We start from the raw sequence: 15,728 nt of genomic DNA on the forward strand, positions 1-15,728 counted from the left end.
ATTTTTCGTCCGAGGACGTTAAGAATCCATGTCACTTTGAGTGCCCACACAGATTGTCTGATAAATTGTTAAAGAGCAGTGCAACGCGGCTTTCGCTCACCGTTGCGAGGTGGCGTATATTACGCTTTCCTCTTTCAGAGTCAACCCTGAATTTCAGGATTTTTTCTCTTCAACCGAACCGGCTGTTTGTGTGAAGTGATTCACATCCGCCGTGTCGATGGAGGCGCATTATAGGGAGCTCAGAAGGAATGACAAGCGGAAAAATGCATTTTTGTTTCAACCGCTCATCTTTTCATCGCTACGCTGGTTTTTTCTGCTTTTTGATAGCCGCAGGCAGGTCCGCCAGGCTGTTAATCACCCAATCTGCCGCCGATTCAGCTTCAGACGTCACGGGCTTACCGGTACGCACCAGCACTTTAGTACCGACGTCCGCCGCGGCAGCCGCCTGCATATCTTCGACTTTATCGCCCACCATATAAGAGGCGGCCATATCAATGTGCAAATAATCTCTGGCGGAAATAAACATGCCCGGATGCGGCTTACGGCAATCACACACCTGACGATACTCTTCAACAGACCCCTGCGGATGATGCGGACAGTAATAGATGCCGTCCAGGTCCACGCCGCGATCGGCCAGCGACCAGTCCATCCATTCCGTCAGGGTCTCAAACTGCGCCTCGGTAAATTTTCCGCGCGCAATCCCCGACTGGTTAGTCACCAGCACCAGGGCATACCCCATCGCTTTCAACTCGCGCATGGCATCAATGACGCCGTCGATAAATTCAAACTCATCAATTTCGTGGACATAACCATGATCGACATTAATTGTGCCATCACGATCGAGAAATATTGCGGGAACGGTCTTTGCCACCGGTGTGCTCCTGAATAAGGCATGTGGCCGTAGTATCTCACGTTTCGTCCGGCAAGAAAGTGCTCATTGGCGCTTCTCCGGATTGATTTAGACGTCTGGATGCCTTAACATCCATTCCATCGACGGTTACCACCCGTCTGGGGCAGCAGAAAATGCCACGGCAAATCTCCATACGATAATAAATAGCTAATGATAAAACTTTCGAATATCACCAAAGTGTTCCAGCAGGGGAACAAAACCATCCAGGCGCTGAACAACGTCAGCCTGCATGTGCCTGCGGGACAAATTTACGGCGTCATTGGCGCCTCCGGTGCAGGTAAGAGTACGCTGATTCGCTGCGTAAACCTGCTTGAACGCCCAACGGAAGGCAGCGTGCTGGTTGACGGTCAAGAGCTGACGTCGCTTTCTGAATCCCAACTGACCAAAGCACGCCGTCAGATAGGCATGATTTTCCAGCACTTTAACCTGCTGGCATCACGCACCGTTTTCGGTAACGTGGCGCTGCCGCTGGAACTGGACAACACGCCTAAAGAAGAAATCAAACGTCGCGTTAGCGAGCTGCTCGACCTCGTCGGCCTTGCGGATAAGCACGACAGCTATCCGGCCAACCTGTCCGGCGGGCAGAAACAGCGCGTGGCCATCGCCCGTGCGCTGGCAAGCCAGCCGAAAGTACTGCTGTGCGACGAAGCCACCAGCGCCCTGGATCCCGCCACCACGCGGTCGATTCTCGAGCTGCTGAAAGACATTAACCGCCGCCTCGGCCTGACCATTCTGCTGATTACGCATGAAATGGACGTGGTCAAGCGCATCTGCGACTGCGTGGCGGTGATCAGCAACGGTCAGTTGATTGAGCAAGATACGGTGAGCGAAGTGTTTTCTCACCCGAAAACGCCGCTGGCACAACAGTTTATTCAGGCCACGCTGCATCTGGATATCCCGGAAGATTACCTTGCGCGCCTCAAGCCGGACCAGCACACCGACAGCGTCCCGATGCTGCGTATGGAATTCACTGGCCAGTCCGTTGATGCGCCGTTGCTTTCAGAAACCGCGCGCCGCTTTAATGTTAACAACAACATCATCAGCGCGCAGATGGATTACGCCGGCGGCGTGAAGTTCGGCATTATGCTGACGGAAATGCACGGAACACACGACGATACGCAAGCCGCCATTGCCTGGCTGCAGGAACACCATGTGAAAGTAGAGGTACTGGGTTATGTCTGAGGCGATGATGTGGTTACTGGCGCGCGGCGTATGGGAAACGCTGGCGATGACCTTTGTGTCCGGTTTCTTCGGTTTTGTCCTGGGCCTGCCGGTCGGCGTGCTGCTGTACGTTACCCGTCCTGGGCAAATCATTGAAAATGCGAAACTCTATCGCATGCTGTCCGCGCTGGTGAATATTTTCCGCTCCATTCCATTCATTATTCTGCTGGTATGGATGATTCCTTTTACTCGCGTGATCGTCGGAACCTCGATCGGTCTTCAGGCTGCTATCGTTCCGCTGACCGTAGGCGCCGCGCCGTTTATCGCCCGCATGGTGGAAAACGCCCTGCTGGAAATCCCTACCGGCCTGATTGAGGCCTCCCGTGCGATGGGCGCAACGCCGATGCAGATCGTCCGTAAAGTGCTGCTGCCGGAAGCGTTGCCGGGTCTGGTGAACGCCGCCACCATTACGCTGATTACTCTGGTGGGTTACTCCGCGATGGGCGGCGCAGTCGGCGCGGGCGGTTTGGGACAGATTGGCTATCAGTACGGTTACATTGGCTATAACGCCACGGTAATGAATACGGTTCTGGTATTGCTGGTCGTTCTGGTTTATTTAATTCAATTCTGCGGCGATCGCATCGTCCGGACTGTCACTCATAAATAACGTTACACACAACACATACAACTCAAAGAGTTAAGGAAACACTATGACGTTCAATTTTAAAACCTTTGCGGCAGTGGGTGCTCTGATTGGTTCTCTGGCACTGGTGGGTTGCGGTCAGGATGAAAAAGATCCGAACCACATTAAAGTCGGCGTGATCGTTGGCGCAGAGCAGCAGGTTGCTGAGGTCGCGCAGAAAGTGGCGAAAGAGAAATACGGCCTGGACGTTGAGCTGGTGACCTTCAACGATTACGTTCTGCCAAACGAAGCCCTGAGCAAAGGCGATATTGACGCCAATGCCTTCCAGCACAAACCGTATCTGGATCAGCAGATCAAAGATCGCGGCTACAAACTGGTATCGGTCGGCAACACGTTTGTTTACCCGATTGCCGGCTACTCCAAAAAAATCAAATCGCTGGATGAACTGCAGCCAGGCTCCCAGGTCGCGGTTCCTAACGATCCGACCAACCTCGGCCGCACCCTGCTGCTGCTGCAGAAAGTGGGTCTTATCAAGCTGAAAGATGACGTTGGCCTGCTGCCGACCGTTCTGGACGTGACCGAGAACCCGAAGAACCTGAAGATTGTTGAGCTGGAAGCGCCGCAGCTGCCGCGTTCTCTGGACGATGCGCAGATTGCCCTGGCGGTTATCAACACCACCTATGCAAGCCAGATTGGTCTGACGCCTGCGAAAGACGGTATCTTCGTAGAAGATAAAGATTCCCCGTATGTAAACCTGATCGTTGCGCGCGAAGATAACAAAGACGCAGAAAACGTGAAGAAATTCGTGCAGGCCTACCAGTCTGACGAAGTTTACGAAGCGGCGAACAAGATCTTCAACGGCGGTGCTGTTAAAGGCTGGTAATCTTTTTACAACGTAATATCATCAGGACGGGCTTTTGCCCGTCTTGTCATTTATGCAATCTGCTGATTCAATGACTACCTGATTTTATATTGCTTGAGGAAATATTATGCGTGCTTTACCGATCTGTTTATTAGCATTCGCGCTGAGCGGCTGTTCGATGCTAAACAGATCCCCTGTCGAACCCGTACAAAGCACAACTACGCCTCCTGCGCCTGAGCCGACAAAGCCGAAGCCGCCACGTCCGGCACCGGTACGCATCTATACCAATGCAGAAGACTTAGTCGGCAAACCGTTCCGCGATCTCGGTGAAGTCACGGGCGAATCCTGCCAGGCCTCAAACCAGGATTCTCCGCCGAACATCCCTACCGCGCGCAAACGCCTGCAGATTAACGCGGCCAAAATGAAGGCTAACGCCGTCCTGCTACACAGCTGCGAAGTGACCAGTGGAACGCCAGGCTGCTACCGCCAGGCCGTGTGCATTGGATCTGCGCTTAACGTCTCCGCGAAATGACCGCATTTAGCGTTGAGCAAATAGGCGTTATCCGCTCACCTTATAAAGAGAAGTTTGCCGTACCGCGACAGCCCGGGCTCGTCAAAAGCTGTGGCGGCGAACTTCACTTCATTCCCCCGTACAACCAGCCTGATGCCGTACGCGGTCTTGAAGCATTCAGCCATCTGTGGGTGCTGTTTATCTTCCACCAGACCATGGAAGGCGGTTGGCGCCCCACGGTGCGCCCTCCCCGTCTGGGCGGTAATGCCAGAATGGGCGTGTTTGCTACGCGCTCCACATTTCGCCCAAACCCCGTCGGGATGTCGCTCGTCGAGCTGAAAGGGATTCGCTGCCAGAAAGAGAGCGTCGTGCTGGAGCTCGGCAGCCTCGATCTTGTTGACGGCACACCGGTCGTCGATATCAAACCCTATCTGCCGTTTGCCGAAGCGCTGCCGGAAGCGAAAGCCAGCTACGCGCAGCTTGCGCCGCAGGCCACTATGCCGGTTTATTTTGCAGCAGCCCTGCTGTCGCAGCTTCAACAGCTGGAAAGACACTATCCCCGCCTCAGGGATTTTATCGTTGAGGTACTGGCGCAGGACCCGCGCCCGGCCTATCGCAAAGAAGAGGAAGCAGGAAAAACGTACGCCGTCTGGCTGCTGGATTTCAACGTTCGCTGGCGCGTTACCGACGCCGGGTTTGAAGTCTTTGCGCTAGAACCGCGCTAATTTTATTTTCCTCTCTTTTGGCAACCCTGCCAGGCTGATAAACTAAACCACTTTTTTTGAATCAGGCTCGTGCAGAGCCTGTTCCGATCGTCGAAATGGAACCGTAACAACATGCGTACTAGCCAATATCTGCTCTCCACTCTGAAGGAGACGCCTGCCGACGCCGAAGTCATCAGCCACCAGCTGATGCTGCGCGCCGGGATGATCCGCAAGCTGGCCTCCGGGTTATACACCTGGCTGCCGACCGGCCTGCGCGTCCTGAAAAAAGTCGAAAACATCGTGCGTGAAGAGATGAACAACGCCGGTGCTATCGAGGTGTCTATGCCGGTGGTGCAGCCTGCTGACCTGTGGCAAGAGAGCGGTCGCTGGGAACAGTACGGCCCGGAACTGCTGCGCTTTGTCGATCGTGGCGATCGCCCGTTCGTGCTCGGCCCAACCCATGAGGAGGTCATTACCGACCTCATTCGTAATGAGCTGAACTCTTATAAGCAGCTGCCGCTGAACTTCTACCAGATCCAGACCAAGTTCCGTGACGAAGTGCGCCCGCGCTTTGGCGTCATGCGCTCCCGCGAATTCCTGATGAAGGATGCGTACTCTTTCCATACGTCTCAGGAATCTCTGCAGGAAACCTACGACAAGATGTACGACGCTTACAGCAAGATCTTCTCCCGTATGGGGCTGGATTTCCGCGCTGTTCAGGCTGACACCGGCTCTATCGGCGGTAGCGCGTCTCACGAATTCCAGGTGCTGGCGCAGAGCGGCGAAGATGACGTTATCTTCTCCGATACCTCTGATTACGCCGCCAACATCGAGTTTGCCGAAGCCCTGGCGCCATCCGCGCCGCGCGCCGCCGCAACGGAAGAGATGACGCTGGTTGATACGCCGAACGCAAAAACCATCGCTGAGCTGGTCGAGCAATTCAATCTGCCGGTTGAGAAAACAGTGAAAACCCTGCTGGTGAAAGCGGTAGAAGACAGCGCGTATCCGCTGGTTGCCCTGCTGGTGCGCGGCGATCACGAACTGAACGAAGTCAAAGCGGAAAAACTGCCGCAGGTAGCCAGCCCGCTGACCTTCGCTACCGAAGAAGAAATCCGCGCAGTCGTGAATGCAGGTCCTGGCTCTCTGGGCCCGGTCAACATGCCGATCCCGGTCGTCATTGACCGCACCGTTGCCGCGATGAGCGATTTCGCCGCAGGCGCTAACGTTGACGGGAAACACTACTTCGGTATCAACTGGGATCGCGACGTCGCCACCCCGGAAGTCGCCGATATCCGCAACGTAGTGGCAGGCGACCCGAGCCCGGACGGTCAGGGCACCCTGATGATCAAACGCGGTATCGAAGTTGGCCACATCTTCCAGTTGGGCACCAAGTACTCCCAGGCGATGAACGCGGCCGTTCAGGGCGAAGATGGACGTAACCAGATCCTGACCATGGGCTGCTACGGCATCGGGGTGACGCGTGTGGTAGCTGCTGCCATTGAGCAGAACTATGACGAACGCGGTATCGTATGGCCTGACGCCATCGCACCGTTCCAGGTCGCGATTCTGCCGATGAACATGCACAAGTCCTACCGTGTGCAGGAGCTGGCGGAAAAACTGTACGCCGAGCTGCGCGCGCAGGGTATTGAAGTGCTGATGGATGACCGTAAAGAGCGCCCGGGAGTGATGTTCGCCGATATGGAGCTCATCGGTATTCCGCACACCGTGGTTATTGGCGACCGCAACCTCGACAACGACGATATCGAATACAAATACCGTCGTAACGGCGACAAGCAGCTGATCAAAACCGGCGAGATTCTGGATTACCTGGTTAAAGCCATCAAAGGCTGAATTTGCTGACCATAAAAAGCCTCGCATCTGCGAGGCTTTTTATTTGCGGCAAAGGTTAGTTGCTGCAGCTCTTACCGGGGATAAATTTCGCATCACGATCGACCGCCAGCGTTTTTATCATCTCACCGCTATCCGGGTTCGGCTCCAGCGTGAAGTGTCCTTCCACCACCAGCAGTACTGGTTTTGTTTCGCTGCCGCGGGCTGCCGCATAATCGCGCTCAAGCTGGGCATTGTTCGCTACCGCAACGCGCTTACCGGTCGCGCAATCGGTGAAGATGGCCGCATCCGCCATATAGAAATACATACCGCGCATCGCCATCGGGGTGAGCGGCAGGCTGGCTTTGACCGGTTCCAGCGTATAGTTCAGCGTTGAGGTAATGGGGTTGCCTTCGCGATCCAGCATTTCCAGCTTGTCGCCTTTTGCCCGATAGTACGATTTCTCACCTTTGCTATCGGTCAATACCAGTTTCTCGGCGGTACGGGCCCAGGTGCCATAAGAGGCAAACGATGAAGGCCCTTTCGTTACGCCCTGATAGCGCTCATTCATCACCCAGGTGCCGTCTTTTGCCAGAAACAGCGACGTTTCAATACCTTCACAATCCGCGCATGGCAAAATGCCGCGCCAGCTCTGCTGCATCGGCGCTAAGGTTTCAGACGCCCCAACCGGTAAGGCCTGCTCATCTGAACGATGATTACAACCGGGTAATGCCGCCAGCATCCCCATTGCCGCAATCGCTAATAAAACCTTTTTCACCCTACTGTCCTTATCTGTTAGTACTGCCCGCTATTCACCGGAATGACGGACCTTCCCCCGCAGCGCTTTTACCGACGACTTTTGCGACTTTGACGTCAGCCTGCGCTCTTTTGACGCTTTGGTCGGACGCGTCGCTTTACGATGCTTCTGCACTGTGGTCAACGTTTGTATCACCGACACCAGACGAGCCAGCGCCGCCTCGCGGTTCATATCCTGGCTACGATATTCCTGCGCCTTTATGATAATCACACCATCGGCAGAAATTAAGTGGTGGCTGGCCGCAAGGAGCCGCGTCTTATAGTCCTCAGGCAGGCTCGACGCGCGAATATCAAAACGCAGATGGATAGCTGTCGACGTCTTATTGACGTGCTGTCCCCCCGCCCCTTGCGCCCTGATCGCGGTGATCTCGACCTCATCGTCCGCCAGAATGACGCCGCGAGAAATCACGATCATCCGGGCTGTTGCCAGGCCGTCAGATGAATTTCCAGATTATTCCGATCATCGGATAACCAGATTGTGCCTTCCTGCAGTGTGGCCTGAAGCGTCATGTTACGGGCGGCAAATTCACGCAGCTGCGTCAGTTGTCCATCGTCCAGATACCAGATGCTGAGATTGGCAAACGCGCCCATCGCCGACTGGTTCTGCTGCCACCAGATCTCCGCCGCCCGGCTGTTGTAGGTAAACAACGCCACATCCCGCGAGCGGGAACAGGCTTTTTTAATCCTGCGCTCATCAGGCAGACCCAGCTCTATCCACAGATCGATGCCGAGATGATCGTTAAGCTGCCACAGCTCAGGCTCTTCGTCGGCGCTCAGGCCGCGGGTGAACTGCAGACGTTCATCGGCATACTTAATCCACGCCAGCAACCGCAGCATCATGCGCTCTTCGGTTTCGGAGGGATGGCGAGCCAGCGTCAGGCTGGCATCCAGAAACTGGTTGCGATCCAAATCCGCCACATTGACCGCCGCCTTATAAATTGTCGCTTTAAGCGCCATGATTTTACTCCCGAAAAAAGGGCCGATAGTGTAACTAAACCTGCGGCAAAAGGCTTTTATGAAATCGCAGTATCAATTCTCATCCTGCTGATATTGCTTAGGAGTATGATATAGTCACCTTGCTAAACAGAGTTTATCTTCGTAGGCTTAAACTTGCATCCCACAGTTAAGTCAGAACACTGACAGGAGGGCATGTGGAAAAATATTGTGAGTTAATACGCAAGCGGTATGCGGAAATTGCCAGCGGAGACTTAGGGTATATCCCGGATGCGCTGGGTTGTGTGCTAAAAGTATTGAATGAAGTGGCGGCTGATGACGCGATTTCAGAGTCGGTCAGAGAAAAAGCGGCCTATGCGGCGGCAAACTTACTGGTGAGCGATTATGTCGATGAATGATACTTATAAACCCATCAACTGTGATGACTATGACAATCTCGAGCTCGCCTGCCAGCATCACCTTGTCCTGACGCTGACGCTGAAGGATGGCGAAGTGCTGAAAGCGAAAGCCAGCGATCTGGTCTCACGAAAGAACGTCGAATATTTAGTGGTTGAAGCCTCTGGTCAAAACCGCGAACTGCGTCTCGACAAAATTGCAAGCTTCAGTCACCCGGAAATCGGGACTGTAGTGGTCAGCGAGTCGTAAACAAAAACGGGCAGTGTCACTGCCCGTTTTTATGCCAGAGCAGCGTTAACCCCGTCTCCCCTTCCCCGCATTGCCCTTCAAGCGTGACAAACCGCCCTGCGGCGGCAATCAGCGTTTCACCGAAGAACAGCAGCGGTGTCGTGTCGCGAAGCCAGGGAGCCACCCCCATCTCCTGCCAGATTTTTTTCAGCTTACGTCCGCCGTGGCGCCCGACGATGTGCAGCAGCCCCGGCGCGGCATAGCGGATCGTGACCGTCTCATCCGGCCGCGGTCGGCGCAGCGTCTGCCCTTCAACGAGCTGTAGCACGCCATGCCCTTCGGGTAGCGGCAGCGGCAAACGCATGTCATCCCAGCGAAGCGGCGTGTCCGGCAGCGCCGGTAACGTTTTGATCCACCAGAGCTGCTGCTGATAGCGTCGCACCTCAAACGCGCCCAGCCGCAGTACCGGCGAGGCATCTTCCCGCGCCAGGGCAACCTCCTGCCAGATTCGCGCGGTCATGTCGCGCGACGGCATCAACGCGCCGCGTTGCGCCAGCCAGCGGCGCAACAGCGCGGCGCGGCGCGGCTCGCTCATGTCCATCATCGGGGTCATCGCCAACTGACCTTCGTCGCCCGTCAGGCGCGCAAGGTCATCCGCCAGCAGCTCGTCCAGCAGTTGTTCCTGTTCAGCACACAGCGCCGCACTGCGCGCCGAGGCCTCGGCAAAATGCGGCCAACGCGCTTTCAGCAGCGGCAGCACCCGCAAGCGCAGAAAATTACGCTCGTAAGCGTCATCCTGGTTGCTTTCATCCTCAATCCAGCGCAGCTGATGCTGCCTTGCCCACTGCATCAGCGATTCGCGCGACATCTCCAGCAGCGGACGGATAAGCCGCGTACCGGCAAAAGGTGCCACGGCAGGCATCGCCGACAGCCCGGCAGGCCCGCTGCCGCGCTTTAAAGCCAGCAGCAGCGTCTCGGATTGATCGTCAAGATGCTGAGCTGTCGCCAGCACCTCTCCGGGTTGCAGGGCGTCGCGGAACGCGTCATAGCGCGCTTGCCGGGCATGGGCTTCAATCCCCAGACCGTCATCGGCAAGCGTTACCCGCACCACCGCCAGCGGAACCTGCCACTGCGCGCAAAGCTGCTGGCAGTGACGCACCCAGTCATCCGCATTCGGGCTTAAGCCATGATGCACATGGATGGCGCGCAGTTGGATATCCGGCGCAGATTGCCGCCAGCACACCAGTTGATGGAGTAAGACCGTCGAGTCCAGCCCGCCGCTGAACGCCACGAGGATCTGGCGATACGGCTGCAGGCGCCCGACGGCAGGCAGTGAGGTTACATTCATGACTGTTGATACAACTCCAGCGGCAGACCGTCCGGATCGTTAAAAAAGGTAAATGACTTTTGAGTGAACGGATCGATGCGAATCGCCTCGCACTTCACGCCATGACCTTCCAGATGCCTGACCGCCGCCTCGATCTCCTCCACGCTAAACGCCAGATGGCGCAGGCCGCAGGATTCCGGACGCGTCGGCCTGGGGGGCGGAAAGGGAAAGGAGAACAGTTCGATAGTATACTGCCCGTTCAGCGCCAGGTCGCCCTTCCACGAATCCCGCGCTTCGCGATAAACTTCGCTTTGCAGGGTAAACCCCAGAATGTCGCAGTAGAACGCCTTACTCTTCGCGTAGTCGCTGGCGATGATGGCGATATGGTGAATCTGTTTTAAACCCAGCATGTATCCTCCTTCAGGCAGGACAGCACGTTACTCTCGCAAGGGCAGCCTGCGCAAGTCCTCACGCACCTTTTAAGACACGTACTCTGTAGATGCCGTCGTCGCCGCGCTTCGCGCCATGAATATCCGTTTCAAATCCCGGGTAATGGCGGCCGATGGAGCACAGCATAAGCAGAAAATCGAGTACCGCCCGGCTCTCCTCGGTGATCATCTCGCCGGGCATCAGCAACGGCACGCCGGGTGGATACGGCAGGATCATGTTGGCAGAAACTCGCCCGACCAGCCGTTCTAATTCAACCGTCTCAACCTCGCCTTTGATCTGGCGCTGCCAGGCCTGATGAGGCGTCATCTTCATCTCAGGCAACACGTCGAATGCCCGCAGCATCAGGTGGGAAAGCTGGTGCTGACAAATCAGCTTGTGGATCCCCTGGGCCAGATCCTGAATACGCATGTTGCGGTAGAAGTCAGGATCCTCCGCGTACAGATCCGGCAGCATATTCTTCACCCGCAGATTGAGATCAAAGGCGCGCTTAAATTCGGTTAAGCCGCGCAGCAGGCTCATCGCACGGGTTTTATCGATACCGATGCTGAACAGGAACAACAGGTTATACGGCCCGGTTTTTTCCACCACCACACCACGCTCGTCGAGAAATTTGGCCACCAGCGCCGCCGGGATCCCCTCTTCGCTCATCACGCCCTGTTCGTCCATCCCCGGCGTGAGGATAGTTACCTTCACAGGGTCGAGGAACATATGATCGGTATCGGCGTCGCTAAAGCCGTGCCACGCTTCTCCCGGCGCCACCGGCCAGCACTCCGCATGCTCTACCGTTTCCGGCTGCCAGATATCGAAGAACCAACCGTCAGATTCCTCGTGCAGACGCTGTACCTCCTTGCGAAAATGCAGCGCCCGCTCCACGGAACGGTTGATCAACCGCTTTCCGGGGTTGCCGCGCAGCATCGCCGCCGCCGTTTCGATAGACGCGACGATCGGGTAGCTCGGCGAGGTCGTGGTGTGCATCATAAAGGCTTCATTGAAGGTCTCTTCGTCGTAGTCGCCTTTAATGTGTATCAACGAGGCCTGAGATAACGCCGCCAGCATTTTGTGGGTCGACTGGGTTTCAAAGAACACTTTCCCCGGCACCCGCTCCCCGCTCATGCCGCTTTTCCCCTCATAAATCGGGTGAAACTGGGTGTAAGGCACCCAGGCGGAATCAAAATGGATAGAGGGAACGTCCAGGGTTTCTTTAATCCACGTGGTGTTGTACAGCAGGCCGTCGTAGGTCGAGTTGGTGATGACTGCATGAACGGGCCACTGAGCGCCTTGCGTCGCCTCCACCTTCTGCTGAATGCTCTCATGACTGAACTCCCGACGCGGGATCCCGCCCAGAATGCCGAGCGCGTTACGCGTAGGCTTCAGCCACAGGGGGACGACATCGCTCATCATTAGCAGGTGCGCTAACGACTTATGGCAGTTGCGATCGATAAGCAGCGTACTGCCGACGGGCGCCGCATACATGCCGACGATTTTATTCGACGTCGACGTGCCGTTAGTCACCATATAGCTCTGCTCTGCGCCGAAGGTGCGGGCGATATACTCCTCGGCTTCCAGGTGCGGGCCGCTATGATCGAGCAGCGAACCCAATTCCGTCACCGAAATGGACACATCCGCCTTCAGCGTATTCCCACCGAAAAAATCATAAAACAGGCACCCAACCGGGCTTTTCTGATAGGCCGTACCCGCCATATGCCCCGGCGTGCAGAAGGTATATTTGCCCTCTTTCACGTAGCTGAACAGCGCCCGGGTGAAAGGCGGCGTGATGTTGTCGAGATATTCCCGCGTGTACTGGCCGATACGGGTGGCAATGTCTTCCGCCGTCCCCAGCGCGTACTCAAAAAACCATAGCGCCATGCGCAGGTCGTACACGCTGACGTCAAGCGTCGAGTGGGTGTTGATAAAGGCATACAGCGGCAGGTATTCGTTGAGCTGGTTTATGTCACTGCACAGTTCAACGCCATACTCGTCCCAGTCAAAAATAATGCCGCAAATGCGCGGGTTCTGCTCAACGAATTTGATCAGATCGGCGCTGTTCTGCGGCCAGATGATTTTGAACCCCCGCTGTAACAGCGCGGCTTCCAGCTCCTTGACGGGCTGGTCTTTGTGCCAGGCCCCATGCGGCCCCATGATGGCGATAATCTTCACGCGTTCCTCCTGGAAAAACTTTAGCTAATCATAGCGCAGCTAAACCGCAGGTATAAAAAAAGCCACACAATGTGTGGCTTTCCTCCGATAAGCGGCAGGCTTACGCGTAGCCATAGCCCATCAGACGCTGATAGCGACGGTTCAGCAGATCGTCTTTGCTCAGCACGTCCAGGTCCGCGAGGTCCGCCAGCAGCTGCGCCTTCAGACTTGCCGCCATCACTTCCGGATTACGGTGGGCGCCACCCAGCGGTTCCGGGATCACGGAGTCGATAAGCTTCAGCTCTTTCAGGCGCGGCGCGATAATGCCCATGGCTTCCGCCGCCAGCGGCGCTTTATCCGCACTCTTCCACAGAATGGAGGCGCAGCCTTCCGGCGAAATAACGGAATAAGTACTGTACTGCAGCATGTTCACTTTGTCGCCAACACCGATGGCCAGCGCGCCGCCGGAGCCGCCTTCACCGATCACGGTACAGATAACCGGCACGCTCAGACGCGACATTTCACGCAGGTTACGGGCAATGGCTTCTGACTGACCGCGCTCTTCCGCGCCCACGCCCGGATACGCGCCCGGTGTGTCGATGAAGGTAATGATCGGCATATTGAAGCGTTCCGCCATTTCCATCAGACGCAGCGCTTTGCGGTAGCCTTCCGGCGCCGGCATACCGAAGTTACGACGGATCTTCTCTTTGGTTTCACGGCCTTTCTGGTGGCCAATCACCATCACCGGACGACCATCCAGACGAGCAATACCGCCAACGATAGCTTTATCATCAGCATAAGCGCGGTCACCGGCCAGTTCGTCAAACTCGTCGAACGCCAGGCGGACATAATCCAGGGTGTACGGGCGCAGCGGGTGGCGAGCCAACTGGGCTACCTGCCATGCACCGAGATCGGCGAAGATTTTACGCGTCAGCTCAACGCTCTTTTCGCGCAGACGATGAACTTCTTCGTCGATGTTAATATCCAGTTTTTCATCCTGACGGCCAACGGCAGTCAGGGAATCGATTTTCGCTTCCAGCTCTGCAATTGGCTGTTCAAAATCAAGGAAATTCAGACTCATAGTATTCCTGTATTAGTCAAACTCCAGTTCCACCTGCTCCGAACCGATGAGGCCACGCAGATCGTTGAGAAGACGATCGCTCGGAGAGACGCGCCAGGTTGCACCAAAACGCAACCGCGCGCGTGCATCCGCCCTCTGATAGTAGAGATGTACTGGAATGGTCCCCGAACGGTGGGGTTCCAGAGACTGACGGAGACGGTTTAAAAGCTGGTCATCAATTTGCCTGTCCGTCAGCGAGATAGCAAGCCCGCGAGCATATTTTTCCCGGGCTTCGTCAATATCCATCACTTCGCGAGCCATCATTTTAAGACCCCCGCTGAAGTCATCAAAGCTGACCTGTCCGCTGACGATAAGTATGCGGTCTTTTTCCAGCAATTGCTGATATTTATCCAGCGCCTCGGTGAATAACATCACCTCCAGACGCCCGGAACGGTCATCCAGCGTACAGATGCCGATACGATTACCGCGCTTGGTGACCATTACCCGCGCGGCAATCACCAGACCCGCCGCTGTGGTCACTTTACCACGATCGGTCGGGTGCATGTCTTTAAGCCTTACGCCGCCGACGTAACGCTCGATCTCTTTCAGATACTGGGTGATCGGGTGGCCGGTCAGATACAACCCCAGCGTTTCCCGCTCACCGTCCAGCACAACCTGTTCCGGCCACGGCAGGCAGCTGGCGTAGGACTGCTCAATTTGCTCTGGCTCTTCCGCCAGCACGCCGAACATATCCGCCTGGCCGATGGCTTCAGCCTTCGCGTGTTGGTCGGCCGCTTTCAGCGCATCGCCAAGCGAGTTCATCAGCGCGGCGCGGTGCGGCCCCAGCCTGTCGAACGCGCCTGACATAATCAGCTTTTCCAGCACCCGGCGGTTAAGCTTTTTGGTGTCGGTACGGGCGCAGAGGTCAAACAGCTCACGGAAGTAGCCGCCGTTGTTGCGCGCCTCAATGATAGCTTCAATCGGCCCTTCGCCGACGCCCTTAATCGCGCCGATGCCGTAAACGATTTCCCCGTCGTCGTTAACGTGGAAATGGTACAGGCCCGAGTTGATATCCGGCGGCAGGATTTTAAGCCCCATACGCCAGCATTCGTCCACCAGGCCAACCACTTTTTCGGTGTTATCCATATCGGCGGTCATCACCGCCGCCATAAATTCGGCCGGATAGTGCGCCTTCAGCCACAGCGTCTGATAGGAGACCAGCGCGTAGGCTGCGGAGTGCGATTTGTTAAAGCCGTAACCGGCGAATTTCTCCACCAGGTCGAAGATTTTCATCGCCAGCTCGCCGTCAACGCCGTTTTTCTTCGCGCCCTCTTCGAAGGTGCCGCGCTGCTTGGCCATCTCTTCCGGCTTTTTCTTACCCATTGCGCGACGCAGCATATCTGCGCCGCCAAGGGTATAGCCGGACAGCACCTGGGCAATCTGCATAACCTGTTCCTGGTACAGGATAATGCCGTAGGTCGGCTCCAGCACCGGTTTCAGGCTTTCATGCTGCCACTCGACGTCCGGGTAGGAAATCTCTTCGCGGCCGTGCTTACGGTCGATAAAGTTATCCACCATCCCCGACTGCAACGGCCCCGGACGGAACAGGGCCACCAGGGCAATCATATCTTCGAAGCAGTCAGGCTGCAGACGCTTGATGAGGTCCTTCATGCCGCGCGATTCAAGCTGGAATACCGCCGTGGTTTCCGAGCGCTGCAGCATGTCGAAGCTTTTCTTGTCGTC

General features: G+C 56.2%; 17 protein-coding genes. 8 read left to right on the forward strand and 9 right to left on the reverse strand.

All coding sequences use genetic code 11. The features are described from left to right. Positions 1–298: 298 nt before the first annotated feature. Positions 299–871: a D-glycero-beta-D-manno-heptose 1,7-bisphosphate 7-phosphatase gene (gmhB, locus tag JO226_RS01320; protein WP_293481707.1), complete on the reverse strand. Its 573-nt coding sequence runs from the start codon at positions 869–871 to the stop codon at positions 299–301. A 189-nt stretch (positions 872–1,060) separates the two neighbouring features. On the opposite strand from gmhB, the gene metN reads away from it, so the two are divergent. From metN to proS, 6 genes are all read left to right on the forward strand, one after another. Further along, a complete protein-coding gene (gene metN, locus JO226_RS01325) occupies positions 1,061–2,092 on the forward strand; it encodes a methionine ABC transporter ATP-binding protein MetN (RefSeq protein ID WP_293481709.1) in 1,032 nt (343 codons plus the stop codon). Further along, complete coding sequence (locus JO226_RS01330) at positions 2,085–2,738, forward strand: methionine ABC transporter permease MetI (RefSeq protein ID WP_293481711.1); 654 nt, start codon at positions 2,085–2,087, stop codon at positions 2,736–2,738. The genes metN and JO226_RS01330 overlap by 8 nt, the downstream gene beginning before the upstream one ends. A 43-nt stretch (positions 2,739–2,781) precedes the next feature. Then, positions 2,782–3,597, forward strand: coding sequence for a methionine ABC transporter substrate-binding lipoprotein MetQ (gene metQ, locus JO226_RS01335; protein ID WP_293481713.1), 816 nt, complete (start codon positions 2,782–2,784; stop codon positions 3,595–3,597). A 106-nt stretch (positions 3,598–3,703) separates the two neighbouring features. After that, positions 3,704–4,108 carry an Rcs stress response system protein RcsF gene (gene rcsF / locus JO226_RS01340; protein ID WP_293481715.1) on the forward strand — a complete coding sequence of 135 codons (405 nt, stop codon included), beginning with the start codon at positions 3,704–3,706 and terminating at the stop codon, positions 4,106–4,108. Continuing rightward, positions 4,105–4,812, forward strand: coding sequence for a tRNA (N6-threonylcarbamoyladenosine(37)-N6)-methyltransferase TrmO (gene tsaA / locus JO226_RS01345; RefSeq protein ID WP_293481717.1), 708 nt, complete (start codon positions 4,105–4,107; stop codon positions 4,810–4,812). Before rcsF ends, tsaA begins: the two co-directional genes overlap by 4 nt. A gap of 111 nt (positions 4,813–4,923) precedes the next feature. Further along, positions 4,924–6,642, forward strand: coding sequence for a proline--tRNA ligase (proS, locus tag JO226_RS01350; RefSeq protein WP_293481719.1), 1,719 nt, complete (start codon positions 4,924–4,926; stop codon positions 6,640–6,642). Positions 6,643–6,697: 55 nt separating this feature from the next. Here the strand turns inward: proS and nlpE are convergent, their stop codons facing one another. The 3 genes from nlpE to JO226_RS01365 are packed head-to-tail and all read right to left on the reverse strand — an operon-like array spanning position 6,698 to position 8,391. Continuing rightward, a complete protein-coding gene (gene nlpE, locus JO226_RS01355; protein WP_293481721.1) occupies positions 6,698–7,396 on the reverse strand; it encodes an envelope stress response activation lipoprotein NlpE in 699 nt (232 codons plus the stop codon). A 30-nt stretch (positions 7,397–7,426) separates the two neighbouring features. Beyond that, positions 7,427–7,849, reverse strand: a complete 423-nt coding sequence (arfB, locus tag JO226_RS01360; protein WP_293481723.1) for an alternative ribosome rescue aminoacyl-tRNA hydrolase ArfB — start codon at positions 7,847–7,849, stop codon at positions 7,427–7,429. Then, entirely contained in the window at positions 7,846–8,391 is a 546-nt protein-coding gene (locus tag JO226_RS01365) for a YaeQ family protein (protein WP_293481725.1), read from the reverse strand. The genes arfB and JO226_RS01365 overlap by 4 nt, the downstream gene beginning before the upstream one ends. A gap of 194 nt (positions 8,392–8,585) precedes the next feature. Between JO226_RS01365 and JO226_RS01370 the strand changes: the two genes are divergently transcribed. After that, positions 8,586–8,786 carry a YaeP family protein gene (locus tag JO226_RS01370; protein WP_293481727.1) on the forward strand — a complete coding sequence of 67 codons (201 nt, stop codon included), beginning with the start codon at positions 8,586–8,588 and terminating at the stop codon, positions 8,784–8,786. Then, complete coding sequence (gene rof / locus JO226_RS01375; protein ID WP_293481729.1) at positions 8,773–9,033, forward strand: Rho-binding antiterminator; 261 nt, start codon at positions 8,773–8,775, stop codon at positions 9,031–9,033. The genes JO226_RS01370 and rof overlap by 14 nt, the downstream gene beginning before the upstream one ends. 16 nt (positions 9,034–9,049) lie before the next feature. Here the strand turns inward: rof and tilS are convergent, their stop codons facing one another. From tilS to dnaE, 5 genes are all read right to left on the reverse strand, one after another. Then, the gene (tilS, locus tag JO226_RS01380) at positions 9,050–10,360 is read right to left on the reverse strand and encodes a tRNA lysidine(34) synthetase TilS (protein ID WP_293481731.1); all 1,311 of its coding nucleotides are present in this window, start codon (positions 10,358–10,360) and stop codon (positions 9,050–9,052) included. After that, a complete protein-coding gene (locus tag JO226_RS01385; RefSeq protein WP_293481733.1) occupies positions 10,357–10,749 on the reverse strand; it encodes a VOC family protein in 393 nt (130 codons plus the stop codon). The genes tilS and JO226_RS01385 overlap by 4 nt, the downstream gene beginning before the upstream one ends. Positions 10,750–10,807: 58 nt before the next feature. Next, entirely contained in the window at positions 10,808–12,946 is a 2,139-nt protein-coding gene (locus JO226_RS01390) for a lysine decarboxylase LdcC (protein WP_293481734.1), read from the reverse strand. Between the two features lie 100 nt (positions 12,947–13,046). Then, on the reverse strand, positions 13,047–14,006 hold the full coding sequence (gene accA / locus JO226_RS01395) for an acetyl-CoA carboxylase carboxyl transferase subunit alpha (RefSeq protein WP_293481736.1): 960 nt from the start codon (positions 14,004–14,006) through the stop codon (positions 13,047–13,049). A 12-nt stretch (positions 14,007–14,018) separates the two neighbouring features. After that, positions 14,019–15,728, reverse strand: a 1,710-nt coding sequence (gene dnaE, locus JO226_RS01400; protein WP_293481738.1) for a DNA polymerase III subunit alpha, incomplete at its 5' end; no start/stop codon positions are given.

Origin of the sequence: Pluralibacter sp., from assembly GCF_019237635.1 — a bacterium.
Classification (GTDB): Bacteria; Pseudomonadota; Gammaproteobacteria; order Enterobacterales; family Enterobacteriaceae; genus Enterobacter_B.

Bases quoted from the DNA above. Each gene is read 5' to 3' on its own strand.
- metN (WP_293481709.1), top strand. From the start codon at position 1,061: ATGATAAAACTTTCGAATATCACCAAAGTGTTCCAGCAGGGGAACAAA.
- JO226_RS01330 (WP_293481711.1), top strand. From the start codon at position 2,085: ATGTCTGAGGCGATGATGTGGTTACTGGCGCGCGGCGTATGGGAAACG.
- metQ (WP_293481713.1), top strand. From the start codon at position 2,782: ATGACGTTCAATTTTAAAACCTTTGCGGCAGTGGGTGCTCTGATTGGT.
- rcsF (WP_293481715.1), top strand. From the start codon at position 3,704: ATGCGTGCTTTACCGATCTGTTTATTAGCATTCGCGCTGAGCGGCTGT.
- tsaA (WP_293481717.1), top strand. From the start codon at position 4,105: ATGACCGCATTTAGCGTTGAGCAAATAGGCGTTATCCGCTCACCTTAT.
- proS (WP_293481719.1), top strand. From the start codon at position 4,924: ATGCGTACTAGCCAATATCTGCTCTCCACTCTGAAGGAGACGCCTGCC.
- arfB (WP_293481723.1), bottom strand. From the start codon at position 7,849: ATGATCGTGATTTCTCGCGGCGTCATTCTGGCGGACGATGAGGTCGAG.
- JO226_RS01365 (WP_293481725.1), bottom strand. From the start codon at position 8,391: ATGGCGCTTAAAGCGACAATTTATAAGGCGGCGGTCAATGTGGCGGAT.
- rof (WP_293481729.1), top strand. From the start codon at position 8,773: ATGTCGATGAATGATACTTATAAACCCATCAACTGTGATGACTATGAC.
- tilS (WP_293481731.1), bottom strand. From the start codon at position 10,360: ATGAATGTAACCTCACTGCCTGCCGTCGGGCGCCTGCAGCCGTATCGC.
- JO226_RS01385 (WP_293481733.1), bottom strand. From the start codon at position 10,749: ATGCTGGGTTTAAAACAGATTCACCATATCGCCATCATCGCCAGCGAC.
- accA (WP_293481736.1), bottom strand. From the start codon at position 14,006: ATGAGTCTGAATTTCCTTGATTTTGAACAGCCAATTGCAGAGCTGGAA.